This window comes from Limnomicrobium aquaticum (genome assembly GCF_040545545.1).
Lineage (GTDB): Bacteria > Pseudomonadota > Alphaproteobacteria > Rhizobiales > Rhizobiaceae > Ensifer_A > Ensifer_A aquaticum.
Genome location: NZ_JBEPMB010000001.1, coordinates 925,064 through 950,753 on the forward strand (window position 1 = coordinate 925,064; position 25,690 = coordinate 950,753).

At 61.5% G+C, this 25,690-nt stretch carries 26 protein-coding genes; 19 read left to right on the forward strand and 7 right to left on the reverse strand.

Going from position 1 to position 25,690, the window contains the following annotated elements:
* Positions 1–36: 36 nt before the first annotated feature.
* The 4 genes from ABID16_RS04605 (at position 37) to ABID16_RS04620 (ending at position 3,499) form a co-directional block, all read left to right on the forward strand.
* Positions 37–1,032 (forward strand): RluA family pseudouridine synthase, encoded by a 996-nt coding sequence (locus ABID16_RS04605; RefSeq protein ID WP_354555164.1) that lies wholly within the window; start codon positions 37–39, stop codon positions 1,030–1,032.
* The gene (locus ABID16_RS04610) at positions 1,029–1,691 is read left to right on the forward strand and encodes an HAD-IA family hydrolase (protein ID WP_354555165.1); all 663 of its coding nucleotides are present in this window, start codon (positions 1,029–1,031) and stop codon (positions 1,689–1,691) included. Before ABID16_RS04605 ends, ABID16_RS04610 begins: the two co-directional genes overlap by 4 nt.
* A 6-nt stretch (positions 1,692–1,697) precedes the next feature.
* Positions 1,698–2,483 (forward strand): ATP12 family chaperone protein, encoded by a 786-nt coding sequence (locus ABID16_RS04615; protein ID WP_354555166.1) that lies wholly within the window; start codon positions 1,698–1,700, stop codon positions 2,481–2,483.
* Positions 2,484–2,614: 131 nt separating this feature from the next.
* Positions 2,615–3,499, forward strand: coding sequence for a DUF2497 domain-containing protein (locus ABID16_RS04620; RefSeq protein WP_354555167.1), 885 nt, complete (start codon positions 2,615–2,617; stop codon positions 3,497–3,499).
* 24 nt (positions 3,500–3,523) lie between these two features.
* Here ABID16_RS04620 and ABID16_RS04625 read toward each other — a convergent pair whose 3' ends face one another.
* The 3 genes from ABID16_RS04625 to folE all read right to left on the reverse strand — a co-directional run bounded on the left by ABID16_RS04625 (position 3,524) and on the right by folE (position 5,677).
* Positions 3,524–4,492, reverse strand: coding sequence for a patatin-like phospholipase family protein (locus ABID16_RS04625; RefSeq protein ID WP_354555168.1), 969 nt, complete (start codon positions 4,490–4,492; stop codon positions 3,524–3,526).
* A gap of 109 nt (positions 4,493–4,601) precedes the next feature.
* Positions 4,602–5,054, reverse strand: a complete 453-nt coding sequence (gene hisI, locus ABID16_RS04630) for a phosphoribosyl-AMP cyclohydrolase (RefSeq protein WP_354555169.1) — start codon at positions 5,052–5,054, stop codon at positions 4,602–4,604.
* 5 nt (positions 5,055–5,059) lie between these two features.
* Positions 5,060–5,677, reverse strand: coding sequence for a GTP cyclohydrolase I FolE (gene folE / locus ABID16_RS04635; RefSeq protein WP_354555170.1), 618 nt, complete (start codon positions 5,675–5,677; stop codon positions 5,060–5,062).
* 414 nt (positions 5,678–6,091) lie between these two features.
* On the opposite strand from folE, the gene ABID16_RS04640 reads away from it, so the two are divergent.
* Both ABID16_RS04640 and yidD read left to right on the forward strand, forming a co-directional pair.
* Positions 6,092–6,538: an iron-sulfur cluster assembly scaffold protein gene (locus tag ABID16_RS04640; protein WP_354555171.1), complete on the forward strand. Its 447-nt coding sequence runs from the start codon at positions 6,092–6,094 to the stop codon at positions 6,536–6,538.
* A gap of 9 nt (positions 6,539–6,547) precedes the next feature.
* A complete protein-coding gene (yidD, locus tag ABID16_RS04645; protein ID WP_354555172.1) occupies positions 6,548–6,889 on the forward strand; it encodes a membrane protein insertion efficiency factor YidD in 342 nt (113 codons plus the stop codon).
* A gap of 37 nt (positions 6,890–6,926) precedes the next feature.
* Here the strand turns inward: yidD and ABID16_RS04650 are convergent, their stop codons facing one another.
* Together ABID16_RS04650 and ABID16_RS04655 are read right to left on the reverse strand one after the other, a co-directional pair.
* Positions 6,927–7,442: a CinA family protein gene (locus ABID16_RS04650; RefSeq protein ID WP_354555173.1), complete on the reverse strand. Its 516-nt coding sequence runs from the start codon at positions 7,440–7,442 to the stop codon at positions 6,927–6,929.
* On the reverse strand, positions 7,439–8,653 hold the full coding sequence (locus ABID16_RS04655) for a bifunctional 2-C-methyl-D-erythritol 4-phosphate cytidylyltransferase/2-C-methyl-D-erythritol 2,4-cyclodiphosphate synthase (RefSeq protein ID WP_354555174.1): 1,215 nt from the start codon (positions 8,651–8,653) through the stop codon (positions 7,439–7,441). Before ABID16_RS04655 ends, ABID16_RS04650 begins: the two co-directional genes overlap by 4 nt.
* Positions 8,654–8,904: 251 nt before the next feature.
* Here ABID16_RS04655 and dusB point away from each other — a divergent pair, with 251 nt between their 5' ends.
* The 9 genes from dusB to ABID16_RS04700 all read left to right on the forward strand — a co-directional run bounded on the left by dusB (position 8,905) and on the right by ABID16_RS04700 (position 19,861).
* Entirely contained in the window at positions 8,905–9,912 is a 1,008-nt protein-coding gene (gene dusB / locus ABID16_RS04660) for a tRNA dihydrouridine synthase DusB (protein ID WP_354555176.1), read from the forward strand.
* On the forward strand, positions 9,909–11,051 hold the full coding sequence (locus ABID16_RS04665; RefSeq protein WP_354555177.1) for a two-component system sensor histidine kinase NtrB: 1,143 nt from the start codon (positions 9,909–9,911) through the stop codon (positions 11,049–11,051). Before dusB ends, ABID16_RS04665 begins: the two co-directional genes overlap by 4 nt.
* A 4-nt stretch (positions 11,052–11,055) precedes the next feature.
* On the forward strand, positions 11,056–12,510 hold the full coding sequence (ntrC, locus tag ABID16_RS04670; protein WP_354555178.1) for a nitrogen regulation protein NR(I): 1,455 nt from the start codon (positions 11,056–11,058) through the stop codon (positions 12,508–12,510).
* A 151-nt stretch (positions 12,511–12,661) separates the two neighbouring features.
* The gene (locus tag ABID16_RS04675; RefSeq protein ID WP_354555179.1) at positions 12,662–14,932 is read left to right on the forward strand and encodes a sensor histidine kinase NtrY-like; all 2,271 of its coding nucleotides are present in this window, start codon (positions 12,662–12,664) and stop codon (positions 14,930–14,932) included.
* Positions 14,922–16,286 carry a nitrogen assimilation response regulator NtrX gene (gene ntrX, locus ABID16_RS04680; RefSeq protein WP_354555180.1) on the forward strand — a complete coding sequence of 455 codons (1,365 nt, stop codon included), beginning with the start codon at positions 14,922–14,924 and terminating at the stop codon, positions 16,284–16,286. The genes ABID16_RS04675 and ntrX overlap by 11 nt, the downstream gene beginning before the upstream one ends.
* 41 nt (positions 16,287–16,327) lie before the next feature.
* Entirely contained in the window at positions 16,328–17,191 is an 864-nt protein-coding gene (locus tag ABID16_RS04685; RefSeq protein WP_354555181.1) for a D-amino-acid transaminase, read from the forward strand.
* Between the two features lie 99 nt (positions 17,192–17,290).
* Positions 17,291–17,530, forward strand: coding sequence for an RNA chaperone Hfq (hfq, locus tag ABID16_RS04690; protein ID WP_109857631.1), 240 nt, complete (start codon positions 17,291–17,293; stop codon positions 17,528–17,530).
* A 75-nt stretch (positions 17,531–17,605) separates the two neighbouring features.
* Entirely contained in the window at positions 17,606–18,922 is a 1,317-nt protein-coding gene (hflX, locus tag ABID16_RS04695) for a GTPase HflX (RefSeq protein ID WP_354555182.1), read from the forward strand.
* Between the two features lie 99 nt (positions 18,923–19,021).
* Positions 19,022–19,861, forward strand: a complete 840-nt coding sequence (locus tag ABID16_RS04700) for an SDR family NAD(P)-dependent oxidoreductase (RefSeq protein ID WP_354555183.1) — start codon at positions 19,022–19,024, stop codon at positions 19,859–19,861.
* A 31-nt stretch (positions 19,862–19,892) separates the two neighbouring features.
* Here the strand turns inward: ABID16_RS04700 and mazG are convergent, their stop codons facing one another.
* Positions 19,893–20,720 (reverse strand): nucleoside triphosphate pyrophosphohydrolase, encoded by an 828-nt coding sequence (gene mazG / locus ABID16_RS04705; RefSeq protein WP_354555898.1) that lies wholly within the window; start codon positions 20,718–20,720, stop codon positions 19,893–19,895.
* Positions 20,721–20,743: 23 nt separating this feature from the next.
* A complete protein-coding gene (locus ABID16_RS04710) occupies positions 20,744–21,337 on the reverse strand; it encodes a deaminase (protein WP_354555184.1) in 594 nt (197 codons plus the stop codon).
* A 212-nt stretch (positions 21,338–21,549) separates the two neighbouring features.
* On the opposite strand from ABID16_RS04710, the gene cysG reads away from it, so the two are divergent.
* The 4 genes from cysG (at position 21,550) to ABID16_RS04730 (ending at position 25,624) form a co-directional block, all read left to right on the forward strand.
* Positions 21,550–22,986 carry a siroheme synthase CysG gene (cysG, locus tag ABID16_RS04715; RefSeq protein WP_354555185.1) on the forward strand — a complete coding sequence of 479 codons (1,437 nt, stop codon included), beginning with the start codon at positions 21,550–21,552 and terminating at the stop codon, positions 22,984–22,986.
* A 2-nt stretch (positions 22,987–22,988) separates the two neighbouring features.
* Positions 22,989–23,294, forward strand: a complete 306-nt coding sequence (locus ABID16_RS04720) for a DUF2849 domain-containing protein (protein ID WP_354555187.1) — start codon at positions 22,989–22,991, stop codon at positions 23,292–23,294.
* A 129-nt stretch (positions 23,295–23,423) separates the two neighbouring features.
* The gene (locus ABID16_RS04725) at positions 23,424–25,094 is read left to right on the forward strand and encodes a nitrite/sulfite reductase (RefSeq protein ID WP_354555188.1); all 1,671 of its coding nucleotides are present in this window, start codon (positions 23,424–23,426) and stop codon (positions 25,092–25,094) included.
* A gap of 26 nt (positions 25,095–25,120) precedes the next feature.
* Positions 25,121–25,624, forward strand: a complete 504-nt coding sequence (locus ABID16_RS04730) for a DUF934 domain-containing protein (RefSeq protein ID WP_354555189.1) — start codon at positions 25,121–25,123, stop codon at positions 25,622–25,624.
* Positions 25,625–25,690 lie beyond the last annotated feature (66 nt).

Sequence of the window (25,690 nt, forward strand, 5' to 3'; positions counted from 1 at the left end):
CAGCTAAAGCGGGCGCAAGTTGAAGGAAGAACAAGAATGGCTGGCATTGAACATAGGGACGTGAGCGAGGACGAGGCCGGGATGCGGCTCGACCGGTGGTTCAAGGTCCATTATCCGGGGCTCGGGTTTGGTGCGCTGCAGAAGCTGCTCCGCTCCGGGCAGATCCGCGTCGACGGAGGACGGGTGAAGTCGGACACGCGCGTGCAGGCCGGCCAGAAGGTGCGCATTCCGCCCATGGATATCGACGCCAAGGGCGAGGAGCGCACCGGCGCGCCTTCCGGCAAGGAACTCAAGCATTCCGGCGACGCCGAGCTTCTGTCCCGCATGCTCCTGCATGAGGACGACAAGGTTTTCGTGCTGAACAAACCGGCCGGCCTCGCCGTGCAGGGCGGTTCGGGCCTGACACGCCATATCGACAAGATGCTGGAAGCCTGGACCAGCAAGAAGGGCGAGAAGCCGCGCCTCGTTCACCGCCTCGACCGTGACACATCCGGCGTCCTGGTTGTTGCGCGGACCCGTGGCGCTGCCCAGAAGCTGACGGCCGCGTTTCGCGAACGCGATACCAAGAAGACCTATTGGGCGCTGGTGAGCGGCGTGCCGCGCCAGCGCGAAGGCCGCATCTCGACATGGCTCGTCAAGGAAGAGACGCCGGACGGTGACCGCATGCGTGTCAGCAAGCATGGTGAGGACGGCGCCGACCACGCCGTCTCCTATTACCGTGTGCTTGAACAGGCGGCGCAGAATCTCGCCTGGCTGGAGATGGAGCCCTATACCGGTCGCACGCACCAGTTGCGCGTCCATGCCGCCCATATCGGCCATCCGATCATCGGCGATCCGAAATATTTCCAGGCCGATCTCAACTGGACCTTCCCGGGTGGCGTCCAGAACCGGCTGCATCTTCATGCGCGCCACATCGACATTCCGCATCCGTCGGGTGGACGCCTGAAGGTGACCGCGCCGCTGTCGCCGCATATGGTGCAGACCTGGAACCTGCTGGGCTTTGACCAGAACGGGCCGGACTACGGCGAATGAAGCTCGTTCTCTTCGATTGCGACGGGACGCTGGTCGACAGCGCGCATCTGATCCATGAGGTCATGGTGCGCACCTTCCGGCATTTCGATCTGGATGAGCCGCAGGCCGCTGCCACGCATTCGATCATCGGCCTCACGCTCGATAGCGCCATTGCCCGCATGCGAGGCCTTGACACAGTGGACGCGCAGGCTACTGCCATGATGGCTCATTACAAGTCGATCTTCGCGGCAACGCGGCTGGAGGCTGGTTTTCAAGAGCCGCTTTATCCGGGCATCGACCGTGTGATCGCCGCGCTATCGCAGCAGGACGACCTGATCCTCGGGGCCGTCACCGGCAAGTCACGTCGCGGTTTGAAGCTCGTCTGCGAAACGCATGGCTGGACGGAGACCTTCGTCGTCGCCCGCACCGCCGACGATTGCCCGTCCAAGCCGCATCCGGCCATGGTGCTGGAATGCTGCGGCACAACGGGAATTTCGCCTGCCGACACCATTGTCATCGGCGACAGCATTTACGATATGGAGATGGCGAAGGCGGCGGGCGCTTATGCGCTCGGCGTATCCTGGGGCTATGGTGCGGCCGCGGATCTGAAGCGTGCCGGCGCTGACCGGATTGCCGACGCCACAACCGACATTCCACACCTCATCCGTCAATTCGGGTAAGAAACCATGCGAGATATCCTGACCGACCTCAATGACGCCTTCCTGTCCGATCCGGACCCGGTGCGCCGTGCCCAGATCCAGATGAAGACGCCGCTGCCGAAGCGCTTCTATGATGCCGTCAGCGTCGGTGAAGACGGCGAGGGCGGTTTCTCCGTTCTCCTGGACGGCAAGACGGTGCGCACGCCCTCCAAGGCCAAGCTCGCTGTGCCGACGCCAACGGCGGCCGAGATGGTGGCAGGCGAATGGGCGGCCCAGAAGGATATCATCAATCCGCTGACGATGCCGGTCACGCGCCTGGTCAACACGGTTGTCGATGGCGTAGCGCTCGACCCGCAGCCGGTGTTCGAGGACATCCTGCGCTACTCCTCCAGCGATCTCCTTTGCTACCGTGCCGATGCACCGCAGAAGCTTGCAGAGTTGCAGGCCGAGAGTTGGGACCCGATCCTGGGCTGGGCCTCGGACCGCCTCGGCGCCCGCTTCATCCTGGCCGAAGGCGTCATGCATCAGGAACAGCCCCGCGAGGCGATTGCCGCCTTTGGCGCAGGCCTCAAGCGCCACGACGACGCCTTTCGTCTCGCCTGTCTCCATACGGTGACGACGCTGACTGGCTCGGCGCTCCTGGCGCTCGCCTTCGCTGAACAGATTGCCGATGCCGACGAAGTCTGGCGGCTCGCCCATGTCGACGAGGACTGGCAGATCAGTCAGTGGGGCGACGATGAGGAAGCCATCCGCCGCCGCGCCGCGCGGAAGATCGATCTCGACGCAGCGTGCGGCTTGTTCCGGGTTCTCTGACGAGAGACCGAAACTGTGGATGGCGCGGTGGATAACCTCCGCGTCCTGTTCTTTTTCCCTTTCGCCCCATTTAGGGTAAACTGTCTGCTAATAATTATCGTGTCTGGCAGATGTGTTGAACGGGGATGAAAATGGCTCAGCCAAATGTAGCGCGTGAACCGTCTATGGAAGAAATCCTGGCGTCGATCCGCCGGATCATCGAAAACAACGATCCGGTCGAAAGCATTGATAATGCTTCTTATTCTTCACCGCAGCAGAACGCGCCGGAGACGATCGAGCTGACCATTGACGAGGATATCGCCATGATGGTGGCAGATTCCGTTGCGGCGACGCCTGTCGTTCAGTCCGCCGAATCAGTTGCAGCCCCCCGCGCGCCCGAACGCCTCGAACAGCCGGCCGCAAGGCCGATGTCGCTTGCCGATGTGGCCGCGCGCGTGAAGGCCGCCTCCGAGCGCCGTGCACCCGCAGCGCCCGCCAATGACACAGAACGTCTGGTTCAGTCCGGTCCCGTTGCCGTTGTGACAGAAGTGCCGCCGCAGGCGGTCGAAACATTTGTCGCTGACGCTCCCGTTCCGTCATCTGTCGTCTGGCAGGACGCTACGCCGGCAGCTTTCGAACCCGTTCAAGTCTATCAGGAACAGGCTTATCACGAGCAGGACGCAGTCGTGGACCAATTCGAATTTGTCGACCACGCATCGGAACCTTCTGTTGACGTTTCCGAGGATACAGATTCCGTCGACCTCGACCCGATCGAGCGTTTTGCTGTTCAGATCGGCAACGAGATTGCGGCCGCCGTGCCGGCGCAATTGCTCTCTCCGGTGACGGAAGAGAAGGTGTCGCGCTCGTTCGAGGAACTGGCCGATGCGTTGGGCGGTTCGACGCGTTCGCTGGACGAGATTGCCGAAGAAATGCTGAAGCCGATGCTTCAGGAATGGCTCGACGACAATCTGCCGACCCTGGTCGAGCGGCTGGTGCGCGAAGAAATCGAGCGCGTGGCCCGCGGCCCGCGCCGCTGATTTCCAAGTCAGAAGTGAGAGAGATCAGCGCAGCAGGACGTCCTGCATGCGCTTGATTTCGCCGATCTTGGCCTTGGCTTCCTGATAGCCACGGTCGATAGCTTCGCCGGCGCGGTGGAATTCCGACAACCCAATATCGGCAAGGCGCGGCTGCAGCGACAGGTCCGGCGGATCGCCAGCAAGCCGTGCCCGCGATATGCGGTCCTGGATGATGTTGAACGCTTCGACCATCACCGAGGTGACGCCGTGGCGTTGTTCCTTGTCGGCGGGTGTTTGCGTGTCGCGATAGGTCACCGGCTGGTGCGCAGCCGTGTGCTTGATGACAGCGGAGCGGCCGTAGAGATCGTAATGCAGGTTCACGGCCACCACGAGCTGTTGTTCGTATGCGCGACAGACGGAGACAGGCACGGGATTGACCAGCGCGCCATCGACCAGCGCCCGGCCGTTGCAGATGATCGGTTCGAAAATGCCGGGAAGCGCATAAGACGCGCGGATGCCGGTGATCAGCGAGCCGGAATGCATCCAGACTTCGTGACCTGTCTTGAGTTCCGTGGCCACAGCTACAAAGGGACGGTCGAGATCGTCGATCGACAGGCCTTCGAGATGTTCCTGCATGCGCTTGGTCAGCCGCAGGCCGCCGAGCAGCCCGCCGCCGCCGATGGTGAAGTCGAGGAAGGCGGCGATGCGGCGCATGGTGAGCGATCGGGCGAAGCTCTCAAGCTCATCGAGCTTGCCGGCCAGATAGCAGCCGCCGACCAGCGCGCCGATCGATGTGCCGGCGACCATGCCGATCTTGATGCCTTCTTCGTCGAGTGCGCGCAGCACGCCGATATGGGCCCAGCCGCGGGCAGCACCGCCGCCAAGGGCGAGCGCAATGCGCGGTTCGGGTCGCTTGGGTTCGGGTATGAGAGGAGTGGAGGGGATGTCAGGAGTCAGGGCCTTGTCGGCCTGCAACTGATTGGCGTTGTCGCGTTTCAAACTCCAGTTCAGCATGATACTCCCCATACAGCGCTGAACGTTCACCGTTCAAACACATTAGGCGCGCTTGAGCCTTTCAAAACCGTAAACGCCCGGAGCCGCTGTATCGTTTCAGGGCATATGCCTAATTTTTGTTATATATGTCTGCGGGATCAAAGTGGCGATGGTGATCCGTGATTTCAACCACTGCACGGCCATCCTCGGTCCTTGCGACACGATAGAAACACGAGCGCCTGCCAGTGTGGCAGGTCGCATCATGGCCAGCGACTTCCACCTTCAGCCAGACAGCGTCCTGATCGCAGTCGGTGCGCAATTCCTTGACCGTCTGGAGATTGCCAGAGGTCTCACCCTTCTTCCAAATCATGTTTCGAGAGCGGCTGTAATAATGCGCGATCCCGGTTTCGAGGGTGAGCGCCAGCGCCTCATCGTTCATGTGCGCGACCATGAGGAGTTCGCCGTCGCGCGCATCGGTCACGACGGCCGTGACGAGGCCGTCGCGGTCGAACTTGGGGGTAAAGGCGCCATCGCCTTCCAGTTCCGCCTTGTCAGAAGGGGGCGGAGCAAATGTAAGGGACATGAAACTTACTTCCGGCCGTACAGCATGGTCATGAAGCGAGCCTGGAGGGCCGCATCCGTCTTGAAGTCGCCGGTGAACGTCGTCGTCAGCGTCGTCGAGCCCTGCTTCTTGATGCCGCGCATGGACATGCACATGTGCTCCGCATCGATCATCACGGCCACACCCTTCGGCGCCAGCGTCGTATCGATCGCGGAGGCGATCTGCGCGGTCATCGATTCCTGCGTCTGCAGGCGGCGGGCGAAGATATCGACCACGCGGGCAACCTTGGACAGGCCAAGCACACGACCATCCGGCATATAGGCGACATGCGCCTTGCCGATAATCGGCACCATGTGGTGTTCGCAATGCGAGAAGAACGGAATGTCGGCGACAAGCACCATGTCGTCATAGCCGGCCACTTCCTCGAAGGTGCGGCCCAGAACCTCGACCGGGTCCTCGTCGTAACCGCCGAAGAGCTCCTTGTAGGCCTTGGCGACGCGCTTCGGCGTGTCGAGCAGTCCCTCGCGGGTCGGGTCTTCGCCGGCCCATGCAAGGAGCGTACGGACGGCGTCTTCGGCGTCCTTCTGGCTCGGGCGATTGGCTTCGGTGTTGGCGGAGCCGATACGTGTTACAACTGCGTCCATTCTGGCCTCCTGACCTGCCTCGACGCGAGGCGAGATCGTTTTGGTTCGGACCGCCAGACCGGCACGCAGGGCCTTCCGAGAGAAGGTCCTAATACGCCATGGCGGGCTCCGGGGCTTTCGATCCGCGTTCAAGGCGCGGTCTCCTGCACGGTTTCCCATTGTAGCGGTTTTGTTCCCGGAAAAAGAGAACGCATCCGCCAAACTCTGATCCAATTACGCACGAAACTTTCAAACGGATGTATCCATTTGGAAATTTCGGAGACAAAAGGCGCTGTTTTGCTGCTTGCAAAACGCGCCTCTATCCACGACATAAGATATAGTAAGTTTGCTCCTCAAGGAAAGAGGCAATTGGCGAACGCATTGTCAGCTTTCGGCAGCATCTGCCGCCGCTGACATCTCACCCGGTTCAAGGCCATGATCGACGATATCTATAATGCCCGCATTCTCGAATTCGCCGGCAATATTCCGCGCCTCGGCAGCCTTGACGATGCGGATGCGACGGCAAACGCGCATTCCAAGCTCTGCGGCTCTAAGGTGCGGGTTTTCCTCAAGGTCGAGGACGGCAAGGTTGCCGATTTTGCCCATGACGTGAAGGCCTGTGCGCTCGGTCAGGCCTCGTCGTCCATCATGGCCCGCCATGTGATCGGCGCGACGCCGGACGAGGTGCGCCAGGCGAAGAGTGACATGCTCGCCATGCTGAAGGCTGACGGCGAGGGGCCGTCAGGACGCTTCGAGGACATGCGGTTCCTCAAGCCCGTCAAGGACTACAAGGCCCGCCACGCCTCCACCATGCTTACCTTCGACGCTGTCTGCGACTGTCTCGATCAGATCGAAGCGGGCGCGAAGGTTGCGGCGGGGTGAGGGGGCACCTTGTGCGCTGACCACCACCATCCCCGTTCTCGCAACTGGCAGGGCCAATTCCCGAAGACGCCGGGCCGGCTTATGGGCCTTGCCCTCATCCGCGCCTACCAACTCACGCTGTCCTCTCTCATCGGCCAGTCCTGCCGCCATTCTCCGACCTGTTCGGAATATGGCTACGAGGCGGTGGCGCGGTATGGGCTCTGGAAGGGGGCGTTCATGGCACTCTTTCGCTTCATGCGCTGCGGACCGGGCGGCACGTGGGGTTATGATCCCGTGCCGGAGGTACTGGAGAAGCGTTTTGCCTGGTGGGCGCCGTGGCGGCTCTGGGGCGTTTCGCGGCCGGAGCATTGAGTGGATTGCGCTCTCGTATTTGGCGGGCGCGCCGATGCTATCCCTTGTAGTTCGGATCGATGACCGCGAGCTTCAGCATCATTTCCAGCGCCGTCTTGACCGTTGCGAAGCGAACTGCTGCGCGGCCAATATCGCCATAGTGCATGTCCCGGTGAAGAAGCGTGCCGTTATAATGCTTGGCTGCGATGTGGACGAGGCCGACGGGTTTGTCGGGCGTCCCGCCATCCGGGCCGGCAATACCGGTGCAGGCGATGGAAAGGCCTGCCTCCGAACGTGCGAGTGCGCCATGGGCCATCTCCATGGCGGTTTCCTTGGAGACAGCGCCATATTGCTTGATCGTGATTGGGAAAATGCCGAGCATCTCGATCTTCGACGTATTCGAATAGGTCACGAAGCCGCGGTCGAATACGGCGGACGAGCCGGGGATTTCGGTGAGCGTCGTCGCGATCAGGCCGCCGGTGCAGGATTCTGCAGCCGCGATCATGATGTTGCGCACGCGGCAGGCATCGATCACCTGACGGGCCAGTTCGACGTTTTCTGCATGGGCGGTCATGACCGGCCTCCTTCATAGATAACTGTCGCGGTCGCTATGGCCGCTATGCCTTCCTCGCGGCCGACAAAGCCGATCTTTTCGTTAGTCGTTGCCTTGACCGAGCAGCGGTCGATCGTGACGCCGAGGATCGCGGCCATGTTCGCGCGCATCGTCTCGCGATGCGGCCCCACCTTCGGGCGTTCGGCGATGATCGAGACGTCGGCATTCGTGATTACGCCACCGCGCTCGCGCACGATCGACGCGGCCTTTTCCAGGAAAATGCGCGAGGCTGCGCCCTTCCACTGCGGATCAGATGGCGGGAAGTGGTCGCCGATGTCGCCAGCGCCGCAGGTGGCGAGCAGGGCATCAGTCAGGGCGTGCAGCGCCACGTCGGCATCCGAATGGCCGGAGAGCGCCTTTTCGTGGGGAATGAAGACGCCGCAAAGCGTGACCCCGTCGCCGGGGACAAGTTGATGGACATCATAGCCGTTTCCGCAACGGACATCGGCAATCATGGTGCGTCTGAGCCTTTCATCGGCGAGGTCGATATCGCGCTTCACCGTCAGCTTGACATTGCCCGCCAAACCTTCCGCGAGGCTGACGTCATGACCCGCCCATTCGGCGATGGCCGCATCGTCGGTAAAGGAGAAGTCGCCAGCGGAGGCTGCCTGCTGATGCGCGTCGAGGATTGACGCATAATCAAAGGCTTGGGGTGTCTGGGCTGCATAGAGGCCAGCACGGTCGACGGTGGCCGTGATCCGTCCGGCTTCTGCGCGCTTCAATGTATCCGGAACGGCGAGCGCGGGCAGGGCGGCCTTTGCGCCGCCGTCGAGAAGGGCCGCGATTCCATCCATGAAGACCGATGTCACGAAGGGACGCACGGCATCGTGAATGAAGGCATAGCGCGGCGCCGCGGCGATTAACGCTTCCAGCCCATAGAGAACTGAATGCTGGCGGGTGGGGCCGCCATGGACGACGGTCAGCCGCTCGGCGCCCGGCATGCCGGCTACCGCACTCACCAGCAGGGCCTCATCGTCCGGATGAATGACCACGACGACGGTCCCACTTCGCGGCCAGGCCAGGATAGCTTCGAGCGCATGGCGGATCACGGCTTTACCGCCGATGGGGCGGTATTGCTTCGGGCCCTCATGCGGCGCGCCGGCGCGCTCGCCCCGACCTGCTGCGACGACAACGAAAGCGCAGTCTCCGGCCTGTTCCGCCATGTCATTCATGTCTCAAAATCCAAGCTGTTGTCTTGTATCCGTCAAAAACGTCCCGTATGGCACGCCGCGACGGCATCAGGTCTTGCGGGTGCCGAGGCATTAACGGTGCCGGGGCCCTGCAGGTGCCAAGGCCATACAAGTGTAAGAGTATTTTTTCCAGTCCAAAGCTTTTTTGAGACCTTTGCCCCAGCCCCCTTGGCAAGAGCCACCCAAGTGTCTAAAAAAGGTGCAAATTAAATTGATGCACGAAAGATAATCATTTGCATCGCGTAAGTCTCTCATCTGCGTTTTCTGTCGGATCGGCCGAAATTCGCAACCGCGTGATCCTCGGGCCCATGTCGGGCGTGACCGATCTGCCTTTCCGTAAATTGGCATGGCGCTATGGCGCGGGACTGACCGTAACTGAGATGGTGGCGAGCGGCGAACTGGTGCGAGACATGCGCGAATCGCGCCAGCGGCTGAAAGGCACGGGCGCGCGTCCGCACATGGTGCAGCTGGCCGGGCGCGAGGCGCGCTGGATGGCAGAAGCAGCGAGGATCGCCGAGGGTGAGGGCGCGGATATCATCGACATCAACATGGGCTGCCCGGCCAAGAAGGTCATTGGCGGCTATTCCGGCTCGGCCCTGATGCGCGACCCGGATCTGGCGCTTTCTCTGGTGGAGGCCACCGTCGCGGCGATTTCTGTGCCGGTCACAGTGAAGATGCGGCTCGGCTGGGACGAGACGTCCATGAATGCGCCGGAAATTGCGAAGCGTTGCGAAGATGCCGGCGTCAAGATGATTACGGTGCATGGCCGCACCCGCATGCAGTTCTATGAAGGCAAGGCGGACTGGGATGCGATTCGCGCCGTGCGCGAGGCAATCAGTCTGCCGCTGGTCGCCAACGGTGATGTCGCCACAGCTGCCGACGCGGAGGAAATCCTGCGCCGATCGGGCGCGGATGCGGTGATGGTCGGGCGTGCGAGCCAGGGGCAGCCATGGCTCTGCGGACGAATAGCCGGCGCCTGCGAAATCCCCGCCATTTCAGAGATCGCAGATATTGCCGAAGAGAACTATCGAGACATGCTGTCCTTCTATGGTGTCGAAGGCGGGCTGCGCCATGCGCGCAAGCATGTGGGCTGGTATCTCGACCGGCATGCCAAAGGCATGGACCCGTCCATGCGCGCGTCGATCATGACCTCGCATGATCCCGAAATGGTCGTGAAGGGGCTTCGCGAAGCTCTCCTTGCCGCCGAAACCACGAGCACGGAACTCGGAGAGGCCGCATGACCGCCAAGCCACCCGCCATGTCGCCGGAATCAATGGAAGCGCTCGCGCTGCCGGTTCTGAACGCCATACAGAACCCCGTGATCATGCTGAATGCCGATGGCTATGTCGTCTTCGCCAACTGGGAGGCGGAGGCCTTTTTCGGCGCCAGCGCCGCGCATCTGTCGCGCTATGTCATCGAGGCGCTCATCCCCTTCGGCAGCCCGCTTCTGGCGCTGATCGAACAGGTGCGCGAGCGTCGTGCGCCGGTCAACGAATACCGCGTCGATCTGTCCTCGCCGCGTCTTGGCTCTGACAAGCTGGTGGACATCTATGTCGCTCCGGTCCTGACGACGCCGGGTTCGGTCGTCGTCGTGTTCCAGGAGCGCTCCATGGCCGACAAGATCGACCGGCAGTTGACGCACCGCGCGGCTGCCCGCTCGGTCAGCGGTCTGGCGTCGATGTTGGCGCATGAAATCAAGAACCCGCTGTCGGGCATTCGTGGTGCTGCGCAGCTACTTGAAACCTCCGTCGGCGAGGAGGACCGTTCGCTGACACAGCTGATCTGCGACGAGACTGACCGGATCGTGTCGCTGGTCGATCGCATGGAGGTCTTCTCCGACGAGCGGCCGGTCGATCGCATGCCGATCAATATCCACGTCGTGCTCGATCGCGTAAAGGCGATCGCGCAGGCCGGCTTTGCCCGCGACATCAAGTTCGTCGAGAATTACGACCCCTCGCTGCCGCCAGTCTATGCCAATCGCGACCAGCTGGTTCAAGTGTTCCTGAACCTCGTGAAGAACGCGGCCGAGGCGATCGGCAACAAGCCGGACGGCGAGATCGTGCTGTCGACCGCCTACCGGCCGGGCATCCGCCTGTCGGTTGCCGGGACACGCGAGAAGATCTCGCTTCCGCTGGAATTCTGCGTGCATGACAATGGTCCCGGCGTTCCGCAGGACCTCGTGCCGCATCTCTTCGACCCCTTCATCACCACCAAGACCAACGGTTCCGGTCTCGGCCTTGCCCTTGTCGCCAAGATCATCGGCGCGCATGGGGGTATTGTCGAATGCGACAGCCAGACCAACCGCACCACGTTCCGCGTTCTCATGCCCGTCTCTACCGACACGGCTGACAATTCGCGCAATGACGAACAGGCAGGATAAGCCCATGACCAGCGCCACGGTTCTTGTAGCCGACGACGACGCCGCCATCCGCACCGTGCTCAACCAGGCGCTCTCGCGCGCCGGTTACGATGTCCGCATCACCTCCAACGCAGCGACGCTCTGGCGCTGGGTGGCAGGCGGCGAGGGCGATATCGTCATCACCGATGTCATCATGCCGGACGAAAACGCTTTCGACCTGCTGCCGCGCATCAAGAAGGCGCGGCCGGAACTGCCCGTCCTCGTCATGAGCGCGCAGAACACATTCATGACGGCGATCAAGGCCTCCGAAAAGGGTGCCTACGATTACCTGCCGAAGCCCTTCGATCTCACCGAGCTGCTCGCCATCGTCAAACGCGCGCTCTCCGAGCCGAAGCAGAAGGCGCCGGAGCTGGAGGACGATCAGCAGGACGGCATGCCGTTGGTCGGCCGTTCCGCCGCCATGCAGGAAATTTACCGGGTGCTCGCCCGCCTCATGCAGACGGATCTGACGCTGATGATCACCGGCGAAAGCGGCACCGGCAAGGAACTGGTTGCCCGCGCGCTTCATGATTATGGCAAGCGCCGCAACGGGCCCTTCGTTGCCATCAACATGGCAGCCATTCCGCGAGATCTGATCGAGTCGGAACTCTTCGGTCACGAGAAGGGCGCATTCACCGGCGCGCAGAACCGTTCAACCGGCCGCTTCGAGCAGGCCGAGGGCGGCACGCTCTTCCTCGACGAAATCGGCGATATGCCGATGGATGCACAGACGCGCCTCCTGCGCGTTCTGCAGCAAGGAGAATATACAACCGTTGGCGGGCGGACGCCGATCCGCACCGACGTGCGGATCGTGGCGGCCACCAACAAGGATCTGAAGAACCTGATCAATCAGGGCCTGTTCCGCGAAGACCTTTATTACCGCCTGAACGTCGTACCGCTGCGGCTGCCGCCGCTGCGTGACCGTTCGGAAGATATTCCGGATCTCGTGCGCCACTTCGTGACGCGCGCAGAGAAGGAAGGGCTGGACGTCAAGCGCTTCGATGCCGAGGCGATCGAGGCCATGAAGTCCTACCCCTGGCCCGGCAATGTGCGCGAACTCGAGAACCTCATTCGCCGCCTGACAGCGCTTTATCCGCAGGACGTGATTACCCGCGAAATCATCGATACCGAACTCAGGCCCGATATTCCGGACAGCCCCCTGGACAAGGTGGCAGGACGTTCAGGCCCGGTGACCATCTCGCAGGCGGTCGAGGAAAACATGCGAACCTACTTCTCGGGCTTCGGGGAGGACCTGCCTCCGCCCGGTCTGTACAACCGGGTTCTGGCCGAGCTTGAATATCCGCTCATTCTGGCCGTCCTGACCGCCACGCGTGGAAACCAGATCAAGGCAGCCGAAGTGCTTGGCCTCAATCGCAATACGCTCAGAAAGAAGATCAGGGAGCTTGGCGTTTCCGTGTATAGAAGCGCCCGTACGAACTGATTACCCCTTGCCAGGCGTTGCAATTTCGCCACAATATGTTGCTTGAAAGTCACGACTTGCTGCGTGACTCGCGAGGTTCATGTCTACGAATCCGTGCAGGCTGCGGCGCGTCTTCCGTTGGTTTCCACCGGGAGACTGGGAGATTGTATTCATGGCAGGCAGCATCGCTGCAACGGATGACGACGGCGCGATCGGTTTGGGTGCTCAGGACAGGCGTGCCTATTTTGCATTGCCGGGACTGATCCTGGCGGGCGGCGCACTGACGTCGTCGACCATCACGCTCTTTGTGCTCCTCGGCTTGACGCCGATTGCGCCGGAAACCGATGTCGTCATTGCATCAGCCGTCATCAATGGCCTGTTCGTTTTCGGGCTCATGTATCTCATCGGTCGCGAGGTGCTGCGTCTGATCAAGGCGCGGCGCCGTGGGCGAGCTGCCGCGCGTCTCCATGTCCGCATTGTGTCGCTGTTTTCGATTGTTGCCATCCTGCCTGCAGTACTGGTTGCGATCTTTGCCTCGTTCACCCTGCAGGCGGGCCTTGATCGTTGGTTCTCGATCAGGACGCAGTCGATCGTCAATTCATCGATCAATGTGGCGCAAGCTTATGTTCTTGAAAACGCCAGCTATCTTCAGGGCCAGACGGCCTCGATGGCGAACGATCTCGATAGGAACCGCGCGCTCTACAGCCTCGACCGGACAGGCTTTATCGACCTCATGACGAGACAGGCACGGGGTCGCGGGATGCTCGGCGCGTTTCTGGTTCGCTCAGATGGCAGCGTTATCGTGCAGGCGGAAGTTGAGACCGAAAAGCCGCTACCCGCGATTCCGAAAGATGCGCTGGACAGTTCTGTCGCCGGGCAGCCGACGCTGATCCCTCCTGGGGTAACCAACCTCGTGGGCGCCGTCATCAAACTGGATGAAATTCCCGGTTCATTTCTTTATACGATCCGCGCGGTTGATCCGAACGTCATGTCGGCGCTGCGGCTGATGGAGGAAAATACGCAGGAATACCGTGCGATGGAGGCAGGGCGCATGTCGCTGCAGGTCGCTTTCGGTATCCTCTATCTCGGCTTCGCCCTGATCGTGCTGCTCGCCGCCATCTGGACCGCCATTGCGATCGCCGACCGTCTTGTACGGCCAATCCGGCTTCTAATCAGTGCCGCGGACAGTGTGGCAACCGGCAACATGAATGTGATCGTGCCCGTGCGCGCAGCCGATGGAGACGTCGGCAGCCTTTCGCGGACCTTCAACAAGATGATCGCCGAAATCCGATCGCAGCGCGACGAGGTTCTGGCGGCCAAGGACGAAGTGGATGACCGCCGTCGTTTCATCGAAGCTGTGCTTTCTGGTGTCAACGCTGCGGTGATTGGCGTCGAGGAGGATGGCCGCATCACTGTGGCCAATCCTTCGACCGAGGTTTTCGTGGGGCGCCAGGCTGATGACATCGTCGGGCACACGCTGGGCGAGCTTTCGCCGGAGGTGGACGAGGTCTTTACCGAGGCCGTGGCACGCGGGCGGGCGAGCTATCGCAGGCAGATCAATCTCAGGATCAATGGTCGTGAGCGGACGCTCAATGTTCAGATGACGCGCGAAGAGTCCGACGATGCCAAGAGCTCCTGGGTACTGACGATCGACGACATTACAGATCTTGTCATCGCGCAGCGTTCGACGGCATGGGCAGACGTGGCGCGCCGTATCGCCCACGAAATAAAGAACCCGCTGACGCCGATCCAGCTTTCCGCGGAGCGTATCCGCCGCCGCTATGGCAAGCAGATCAACCAGGACGACCGCGAGGTCTTCGACCAGTGCACGGATACGATTGTCCGGCAGGTCGGCGACATTGGCCGCATGGTGGACGAGTTCTCCTCCTTTGCGCGTATGCCGAAACCGACCAAGGCAGCCTGCGATCTGCGCGATATCCTGAAAGATGCCGTCTTCCTGCGCGAAATGGGCAACACGCATGTCCGCTTCGAAAAGGATCTCGGCGATCAGGCGCTTGACGGCGTTTTCGACTCGCGCATGCTCGGCCAGGCCTTCGGCAATCTGGTGAAGAACGCCGTGGAGGCGATCGAAGCGGTGCCGGCGGAGGCTGCGCGCGAGGAAAACCGGATCATGGTGCGGGCGCGCGCGGATGCTTCGGGCGAACGTTTCGTCGTGGATATCATCGACAACGGCAAGGGGCTGCCGACCGAAAACCGCAACAGCATTCTCGAGCCCTATATCACGATGCGGGAGAAGGGGACCGGGCTTGGCCTCGCCATCGTCAAGAAGATCATAGAAGAACACGGCGGCGAGCTTGAATTGCACGACGCGCCGGACGAATTCGACCACGGGCGCGGCGCGATGATCCGGGTGTATCTGCCCCGGACCGAAGCCCAGCCGCAGGTCGACATGGAAATGAAGGAAGCAGTCAATGGCGTCTGATATTCTTATCGTGGACGACGAACAGGACATCCGCGAAGTGGTGTCCGGTATACTATCCGACGAGGGGCACGAGACTCGCACCGCGCATGACAGCGACAGTGCGCTCGCCGCCATCAGCGACCGTGTGCCGCGGCTGATCTTCCTCGATATCTGGATGCAGGGCAGCAAGCTCGACGGTCTTGCGCTGCTCGACGAAATCAAGGCGCGCCACCCGGACATTCCCGTCGTCATGATTTCCGGCCATGGCAATATCGAGACGGCTGTCTCGGCCATCCATCGTGGCGCCTATGACTTCATCGAAAAGCCCTTCAAGGCTGACCGGCTGATCCTGGTAGCAGAGCGGGCGCTTGAGAACTCGCAGCTTCGCAAGGAAGTGAGCGAGCTGAAGAAGCGCTCCGGCGATCCGGTGGAACTGATCGGCACCTCGGTTGCCGTTTCGCAATTGCGCCAGACGATCGAGAAGATCTCCCCGACCAACAGCCGCATCATGATCCTTGGCCCCTCCGGCTCCGGCAAGGAACTGGTGGCGCGAATGATCCACAAGAAGTCCGCACGTGCCGACGGTCCTTTCGTGGCGCTGAACGCCGCGACCATCACGCCCGAGCGCATGGAAATGGCGCTGTTCGGCACCGAAGGCCAGCCGGGGCAGGCACGCCGCACGGGCGCGCTGGAAGAGGCACATCGCGGCACGCTCTATCTCGATGAAGTCGGCGAGATGCCGCGCGAGACGCAGAACAAGATCCTGCGCGTACTGGTCGACCAGCAGTTCGAGCGCGTCGGCGGTTCGAGGCGTGTGAAGGTGGATGTGCGCATCATCTCCTCGACCGCCTACAATCTGGAAAGCCAGATCGGCGAGGGGCGTTTCCGCGAGGACCTATACCATCGCCTAGCGGTCGTGCCGATCAAGGTGCCGGCGCTCGCAGAGCGACGCGAGGACATTCCCTTCCTCGTCGATCTTTTCATGCGCCAGATCAGCGAGCAGGCGGGCATGAAGGCTCGGCGCGTGGCGGACGATGCCCTCGCGGTACTTCAGGCCCACGACTGGCCGGGAAATATCCGTCAGCTGCGCAACGTCATCGAGCGCGTGCTGATCCTGGCGAGACCGGAGAGCGGCGAAACAACGATCACGGCCGACCACCTCCCGCCGGACGTCGTCGATATGATGCCAAAGATTTCGGCGCAGGGCGACCAGCACATCATGACGCTTCCGCTTAGGGAAGCGCGCGAACTGTTCGAGCGCGACTACCTGATGGCGCAGATCAACCGCTTCGGCGGCAATATCTCGCGCACGGCGGAGTTTGTCGGCATGGAACGGTCGGCGCTGCATCGGAAACTGAAGTCTCTGGGCGTTTAAGCAAAAGCACCCGCATCCTTTCTTTTGTCCGGAAAATTCGAATGTCCAGAATTGCCTATGTCAACGGTCGCTATGTCCAGCACGCCGATGCCGCCGTTCATATCGAGGATCGCGGCTATCAGTTTGCCGATGGCGTCTATGAGGTGTGCGAAGTGCGCCAAGGAATGATCGTGGACATGACGCGTCACCTGGACCGTCTGGGACGTTCGCTCTCGGAATTGTCTATCGGGTGGCCGATGGACCGGCGAGCACTCATCCTCGTCATCCGGCAGGTGCTGCGAAAGAACGGCGTGACCAACGGTATGTTCTACATGCAGGTGACGCGCGGCGTCGCGAGGCGTGACCACGCCTATCCCGCGCACTCGGTCAAGCCCTCTATCGTCATCACCGCGAAGAACACTGACCGCAAAGCAATCGACAAGAAGAATGCCGATGGTATCCGCGCCATCACCCTGCCGGACAACCGCTGGGACCGGGTGGATATCAAGACGGTTGGCCTTCTTCCCAATGCCATGGCACGTCAGGCGGCCAGGGAGCAGGGCGCCCAGGAAGCCATCTATGTCGATGCAGAAGGCTTCGTGACAGAGGGCGCGGCGACCAATGTCTGGATGGTTGGGGCAGACGGAATTGTCCGCACGCGGCCGGCCGAGCACGGCATTCTCCGCGGGATCACACGCACGACGCTTCTCGATGTCGCGGCGAAGGAAGGGATCGAAATCCGCGAAGAGCGCTTCACGGTGGAGGACATGCTGAACGCGCGCGAGGTTTTCATCACCGCTGCGACAAGTATCTGTTTTCCTGTCGTTTCCATTGACGGAAAGACGATCGGGAACGGTCATCCCGGTCTTGTTTCAAAGCAGATCAGAGAAGCCTTTTTCGACATTGCGGAAAAGACATTCATTTGATACGAGTCTCCTATTGCCGCAAAAGTGAGGGTTTGCGGGGACATCATTTCATTCCGAGCGGCGTCCCGAACGCCGGCACATAAGAAAGTAGCGGCGCATATGGCGGAACGTTCTCAGAACCTCCAGGACCTGTTTCTCAATACCGTCAGAAAGCAGAAGATTTCGCTGACGATCTTCCTGATCAACGGCGTAAAACTCACCGGCGTGGTGACCTCCTTCGACAATTTCTGCGTCCTGTTGCGCAGGGACGGACATTCGCAGCTGGTTTACAAGCACGCGATATCGACTATCATGCCGGGGCAGCCCGTGCAGATGTTCGAAGGCGAAGACGCGGGCTGACGGATCAAGGCCATTACAGAAGAAATTGAAACGACCGACGCATCGGGCGCGGAACACGACGTTCCGCGTGACGACATGCGCGCGCTCGTCGTCGTGCCGGTGCTGAAGCACCCGCACCCGAAGGGCGAGACGGCGACTGTGGCTCCCCGCAGCAACGAAGCCAAGCTGGAAGAGGCGACGGGCCTTGCCCGCGCCATCGATCTCGAGATTGCAGGCGGCGTGATCGTCAGCGTCTCGCAGCCGCGCCCGGCAACCCTGATGGGGACGGGCAAGGTGGAGGAGATCGGCGAGTTGGCGAAAGCCGAGAACGCCGGGCTGATCATTGTCGATCATCCGCTGACGCCGGTGCAGCAGCGCAATCTTGAGCGCGAGTGGAAGGCCAAGGTCATCGACCGCACGGGCCTCATCCTCGAAATCTTCGGCCGCCGCGCCTCCACCAAGGAAGGCACGCTGCAGGTCGAGTTGGCGCATCTCAACTATCAGAAGGGCCGCCTCGTTCGCAGCTGGACCCACCTTGAACGCCAGCGCGGTGGCGCGGGCTTCATGGGCGGCCCCGGCGAAACGCAGATCGAAGCCGACCGCCGCATCCTGCAGGACAAGATCGTCAAGCTGGAGCGGGAACTCGAACAGGTGCGCCGCACCCGACAGCTGCACCGCGCCAAGCGCAAGAAGGTGCCGCATCCGATTGTGGCGCTCGTCGGCTATACTAACGCCGGGAAGTCGACGCTATTCAACCGGATTACCGGGGCAGGCGTTCTCGCCGAGGACATGCTGTTTGCCACGCTTGATCCGACGCTGCGCCGGATGAAGCTGCCGCAAGGCCGCACGGTCATTCTTTCCGACACCGTGGGCTTCATCTCGGATCTTCCAACCCATCTGGTCGCCGCCTTCCGCGCGACGCTGGAAGAGGTGCTGGAAGCCGACCTCATCCTGCATGTGCGCGACATGTCCGATCCGGACAATGCAGCGCAGGCCGGCGACGTCATGCGCATCCTGGCCGATCTCGGCATCGAGGGGCAGGAAGTCGACGACCGCATTCTCGAAGTCTGGAACAAGATCGACCGGCTGGAGCCGGAGGCCCACGAGGCAATTGCCGACAAGGCCGCAGCCACCGCCAATGTCCGCGCCATTTCCGCCGTAACAGGCGAGGGCGTCGATGCGCTGATGGAAGAGATCAGCCAGCGCATTTCCGGCGTGATGACCGAAGTGACCATCGATATCCTGCCGGCTAATCTTTCACTTCTGCCGTGGCTCTACGCCAACGCCATGGTGGACGAGCGCCGCGACCAGGAAGATGGCTCCGTCAGCCTCGACATCCGGATCTCGTCCACTGCCTCGGGTGAGCTTGAGCGCAAGCTTGGGACGGTGAAGTCGAAGAAGGAAGAGTGGTAGACCACCGTTGCGGCAACGCCACCGGGTTGATCTTCCGGCGCGGCCATCTACAGTTCTTCGGGGCAAGGATGGAATCGTTTTTGGTTTGAGGAGATCAAAATGGCCCGGCTTACGGACACTGTAGCGGTTGTCACGGGTGGCGGCAGAGGAATTGGCCGAGAGATCGCCTTCCAGCAGGCGCGGGAGGGTGCAAGGGTTGCCGTTATCTCGCGGACGGCCAAGGAGATTGACGAAACCGTTTCGATGATCGAGGCCAATGGCGGTCGAGCTATAGCGCTCACGGCCGATGTTTCAGATTACACCGCTGTCGAAAACGTCTTTGCCAAGATCGCTGAGCAACTGGGGCCGGTCGATCTCCTCGTCAACAATCACGGCTCATTCCAAGCTTTCGGCCCGATCTGGGAATGTGATCCGGAGACCTGGTGGCAGGATGTGGAGATCAATCTGCGCGGCAGCTTCCATACATGCCGCGCGGCATCGCCGATCATGCTGGAGCGTGGCAAGGGGCGGATCGTCAACCTTGTCGGCGGCGGAACTGGAAACAGCTTTCCCCATGGCTCCGGTTATGCATCGAGCAAGGCCGCCATCATGCGTCTGACGGAATGCCTCAATGACACAACCGTCGGCGGTAGCGTGCGTGCATTCGCCGTGGACCCGGGGCTCGTGCGGACTGCGATGACGGAGATGCAGCTCACAACGGAGGCCGGCAAGCGCTTTCTTCCCGGCATTCAGCAACTCTTTGAAGACGGCATCAACGTGGAGCCCACGCGCGCGGCGCTTCTCATTGCAGACATTGCGGCCGGCCGGTTCGACGCGCTGGCGGGGCGCCTGCTGTGTGGTGTTGACGACCGCGATGCGCTCGAAAGCCAGATAGAGAGCCTCGTGGCGGCTGACGGTAGAGCACTGCGCTTTACGGCGTTGGAGCAAAAGAAGCTATAGCAAGCTCCGCCTGCGAGGAGACCGCCGCAGTCTATGGGGAATTCCTCAGCCCCTTCGCCTCCACCCATAACTCTTCCATCCGCTCCAGCGAGGCCCCCCCGATATCCTCGCCTGACGCTTCAAGAGACGTCTCTATATATCTGAAACGCTTTCTGAATTTGGTGTTCGTCCCGCGCAGGGCCATCTCCGGATCGGCGCCCACATGCCGGCCGATATTGACGGTGGCGAAGATGAGGTCGCCGAGTTCGTCGGCGACAGCTTGTTGGTTGCCATCTGCGAGCGCCTCGCGGAGTTCGCCGATTTCCTCTTCGATTTTGTCGAGGATGGGGGCGGCCTCCTTCCAGTCGAAGCCGACCTTGGCGGCTTTTTCCTGGATCTTTAGCGCCTCGGTCAGCGCCGGGAAGGAGCGCTGGACGGAGCCGAGGAGGCCGTTGTCCTGCTCGACATAGCCGGCTTTGCCCCGGCGCTCGGCGCGTTCGCGCTTTTCTTCCGCCTTGATCTCGTCCCACTGTGCCTTCACCGCGCCGGGTGTGTCGGCATCGGAGACGGCGAAGACATGGGGGTGGCGGCGGATCATCTTGCGAGTTATGGCCTCCACAACGTCTCCGAAGGAGAATTGGCCTTTTTCTTCAGCCATTTGCGCGTGGAAGACGACCTGCAGGAGGAGGTCGCCGAGTTCCTCACAGAGATCGCCCATGTCCTTCCGCTCGATGGCGTCGGCGACTTCATAGGCCTCTTCGATCGTATAGGGCTTGATGGTCTCGAAATTCTGTTCGAGGTCCCAGGGGCAACCGGTCACGGGCGTGCGGAGCGCCGCCATGATTTCGAGCAGGCGGGTGATGTCGCGCGAGGGTTCCATGGTCATGCAGTCTAGTTCTCTATTTAGTTCAGGGGAATGGCGTTGGCGGACTTGCTCGACTGGTAGACGTTGGACAGCCGGTCATATTCCGTCTTGATGCGGGCCGTCTGGTCCTGAAGCGCTGCGCGCCTGGCCTCCGGCGATGCGGCAACGAGGTCGCCGAGATAGAAGCTCTTCCAGAAGGCGTTCTGGCGATGGTAGCCGCCGGCGTCGAGGCCGTAGAGTTCCTTCATGATCTTCAGGTCATGCGGGATGGCGAAGGCGTCGCGGCTGTCTTCGTGGCTGTAGAAATAATAATAGTTGTCGAAGCCGGCCCAGGTGATGGCCGACATGCACATGGTGCATGGTTCATGGGTGGAAAAGAAGATGAGGTCCTTGGTGTTCTTCTCGCCGGGGCGCTCATAGAACTGTTTCAACGTATGGACTTCGCCATGCCAGAGCGGATTTTCGATCTCGTTGTTGGTGCCGGCAATCACCAGCGAGAGATCGGATTTCTTGAGGATCGCGGCGCCGAAAACCTTGGCTCCGCTGTTGACGCCCTGGTGCGTCAGCGGCAGGACATCCTTCTCCATCACGTCGAGCAAACGGGCGGCAATGACCTCGGGCGCGTAGTCCATCAAGCAATCCTTTCACGATCCAAACGTGGCTCGACGTTATTGAGCCGTAGCCGCGCTGTAAATCATGCTCTGGACAGACCCGGGCGGATTTGCTCAGAAAGCTTTTATTGAGGGCAAAGAAATATCCTCTGCAAGCCGCATATGCATTTCTGTTCCTTCCGGTTTTCGCCCTGAGAAGAGAAAATTATGCCAAAGTCGAGACAGGCGTATTCATGATTGCAAGAGAAGACCAGCTTTCGGTGTTTCCGGCCTTCTTCCGCGTGGCGGGGAAGGTGGCGCTCGTCTATGGCGAGGCCGATGAGGCCCATGCCAAGGCGCGACTGCTTGCCAATACCCAGGTCGAGATCGTCGTGGCCGCTGACGCGCCTGAAAAGGCGTTCGCCGGTTTCATCGCGTCCCGTGGTCTGCGGCGTGTGTCGCCCGATGAAGCCGACGCGATGATGCATCAGGCTGTGCTGGTTTTTGCGGCGACCGGAAATGAGGCCGAAGACCGCGCCATCGTCGACCGGGCGCGCGCCTTGAAAATTCCGGCGAATGCCGTCGATCAGCCCGATTATTGCGACTTCTTCACGCCTGCACTCGTCAATCGCGCGCCGCTGGCGGTTGCCATAGGCACCGAGGGGGCAGGGCCGGTCCTGGCGCAGATGGTCCGCGCGGCGGTCGATCAGATGTTGTCGCCATCGCTCGGGCGGCTGGCACGGCTTGCGATCGACTATCGCGACCGCGTGGAACAAAAGATCCCCAAAGGCGTTTCTCGACGCGTGTTTTGGCGCCGGTTCTTTTCCGGCGCGGTTGCTGATGCCGTCGCGAACGGCAACGCAACACTCGCCACGGCCGAGGCGGATCGTCTCCTGAGCGCCTCGGCCGGTTTGCCCGGCCATGTCTGGCTGGTTGGCGCGGGTCCCGGTGCCGAAGATCTTCTGACACTGCGCGCCCAGCGCGTCATGATGGAAGCGGACGCCATCGTTTACGATGCACTGGTTCCGCAGGCCGTGGTCGACATGGGCCGGCGCGATGCGGAGCGCATTCCGGTCGGCAAGCGCAAGGGCTGCCATTCAAAGTCCCAGAACGAAATCAACGATCTGCTGGTCGAACTTGGCAAAGCAGGTAAGCGCGTTGTGCGCCTCAAATCCGGCGATCCGCTGATCTTCGGCCGGGCTGCTGAAGAAATGGCGGCGCTGCGCGAGGCAGGCGTGACCTATGAGATCGTGCCCGGCATCACCTCGGCCTTCGCCGCGGCCGCCGATTTTGAGCTGCCGCTGACGCTGCGCGGCGTTGCCTCGTCGCTCGTCTTCACCACCGGCCACGACATGACCGGCGATGTCCTGCCCGACTGGGCGCGGCTGGCCGTGTCTGGCGCGACCATTGCCGTCTATATGGGCCGCACGGTCGCGGCGTCTGTTGCCGAGCGGCTGATTGCCGGCGGCATGCCGCGCGAGACGACGGTTGCCGTCATAGAGAATGCGAGCCGGCGCGAGGCGCGGCTCTTCCACGGCACGCTTGCCGATCTGCCGAGCCTGCAGCATTTCGACGAGTTGACCGGCCCGGTCATGGTCGTCATCGGCGAGGCCGTCGCCGGAGCCAATTTCGAGAAATCCACGCCGCTCGCTTTCGCAGCTCAGCGGCAACCTGTCTCCATGGGAGTTTGAAGATGATCTACAAGGTTCTCACCGCCAACCGCCTCGGCGACGGAATTGCCGTCTGGCTGAATGCCAATGGCGAGTGGACGACCTCGCTTCAGGGCGCGCTCGTGGCCCGTCATGCCGAGGCGGAAGCCTCGCTGGAAGCCATCGGCAAGCGCGATTTTGCCGCCAACAAGGTTCTTGACGTGAACCTCGTGGACGTGGAAGAGGTCGGCGAAACTATCCGCCCCATTCGCCTGCGCGAGCGCATCCGTGCTGAAGGCCCGACGGTCGGTTATGGCGAAAACGCCTTCGACGCCCCGCGCGCCGCCTGATTTTATATGCAATTCCAAACGGAAAACCGCCTGACGCTTTTCCTGGAATTGAATTCTTGAATACGCAATTCCGAACGGAAAACCGCCTGACACTTTTCCTGGAATTGCTTAAGTTGATACGGAGACACCATGTACCGTTACGATGAATTCGACCACGCTTTCGTGTCCGCGCGCGTCGCGCAGTTTCGCGACCAGGTGCAGCGGCGTCTTTCCGGCGAGATTGCCGAAGATGCGTTTCGCCCGCTTCGCCTGATGAACGGCGTCTACCTCCAGCTTCACGCCTATATGCTGCGCGTCGCCATCCCTTATGGGACGCTGAATGCGAAACAGATGCGGATGCTGGCCCATATCGCGCGCAAGTATGACCGCGGCTACGGCCATTTCACCACGCGCCAGAACATCCAGTACAATTGGCCGAAGCTCTCCGACACGCCGGATATCCTGACCGACCTTGCTTCCGTCGAGATGCATGCGATCCAGACCTCGGGCAATTGCATTCGCAACGTCACGGCCGATCATTTTGCCGGCGCTGCCGCAGACGAGGCTGCCGATCCGCGTCCTTACGCGGAAATCCTGCGCCAATGGTCGTCGGTCCATCCGGAATTCTCCTTCCTGCCGCGCAAGTTCAAGATCGCCGTCACCGGCTCCGAGCATGACCGCGCGGCGATCCAGGTTCACGATATCGGCCTGCAGCTGAAGAAGAACGACAAGGGCGAGCTCGGCTTTGCCGTCTGGGTCGGCGGCGGGCAGGGGCGTACGCCGTTGCTGGCCAAGAAGATCCGCGACTTCCTGCCTGAGGAAGACCTGCTCTCCTACACGACCGCCATCGTGCGCGTGTATAATCTGCATGGCCGCCGCGACAACAAGTACAAGGCGCGCATCAAGATCCTCGTGCATGAGACGGGCGTCGAGGAACTGACGCGGCAGATCGAGGCCGAATTCGTACATCTGAAGGATGGCGAGCTGAAGCTGCCCGATCAGGACATTGCAGCCATCACCGACTATTTCGCACCGCCGGCTCTGCCCGAACGTGCGGAAGGCTGGGCGAATCTGGCCGCCTGGAAGAAGGCGGACGAAGGCTTTGCGCGCTGGGTGCAGCAGAACGTCCATCCGCACAAGAACCCCGATTATGCCTCCGTGACGATCTCGCTGAAGCCCATCGGTGGTATTCCGGGCGATGCGACGGACAGCCAGATGGACCTCGTGGCCGATCTCGCCGAGGAATATGCATTCGACGAAATCCGCATCAGCCACGAGCAGAATATCATCTTCCCGCATGTGGCGATTGCCGATCTGGAGCCGCTTTACCGCGCCCTGCAGCCGGCGGGTCTCGGCACGGCGAATGCCGGGCTGATCACCGACATCATTGCCTGTCCGGGGCTGGATTATTGCGCGCTGGCCAATGCCCGCTCGATCCCGGTGGCGCAGGAGCTTTCGACGCGCTTCGGCTCGGCCGAGCGTCAGGCGGAGATCGGCGAGCTGAAGATCAAGATTTCCGGCTGCATCAATGCCTGCGGCCATCACCATGTCGGTCATATCGGGCTGCTGGGCGTGGAAAAGAAGGGCGCGGAACTCTACCAGATTACGCTCGGCGGCTCGGCGGACGAGAATTCCTCCATCGGCGAAATCATCGGTCGCGGCTTCGAGCCGGAGAAGGTGACGGATGCGGTGGAAACCGTGGTCGACACCTATCTCGCCATCCGCACCGACGCCTCCGAGCGCTTCATCGACACCTATCGCCGGGTTGGCCCGCAGCCGTTCAAGGACGCGCTCTACGGTCCGTCCTCCAAGGCCGCCTAAAGAAGACCGGTTCAGAAAGACCTGACATGACGAAAATCTGGAAAGAAACCGGCTTTGTCGAGAACGATGCCTGGGTATTGCCGGTCGAAGGCGAGGCGCTGCCGGCCGGCACGCGGCCGATCCTGGCGCTCGGCGAGTTCCTCGAGCAGATGGAAGCCAGCAACGAGGGTGGCTTCGGCGTGCTGATCGCGCCCGCAGACGACGTGACCAAGCTCGCTCCACATCTGGAGCGACTTGCACTCGTGGCGCTCGCGTTTCCCGCCTTCAACGATGGTCGCGCCTTCAGCCATGCCTCGCTGCTTCGGTCGCGCCTCGGCTATGAGGGCGAGGTGAGGGCGGTCGGCGATGTGCTGATCGACCAGATCCCGCTGATGATCCGCTGTGGTATCGACAGCTTCGCGGTGACCAATGCGACTGCGTTGAAACGCCTCGCCGAAGGGCGTCTGCCGGGCATCAGCCTGCACAGCCAGCCGGCCGTCAAGGCGGCTGAAGCCGGGCAGGGCTTCAGCTGGCGGCGCAAGGCATCGTAAGACGTCATGCCTGCCGCCATCCGTTGATGCATATCAAATATCAAATGTATATTTGCGATATATGGT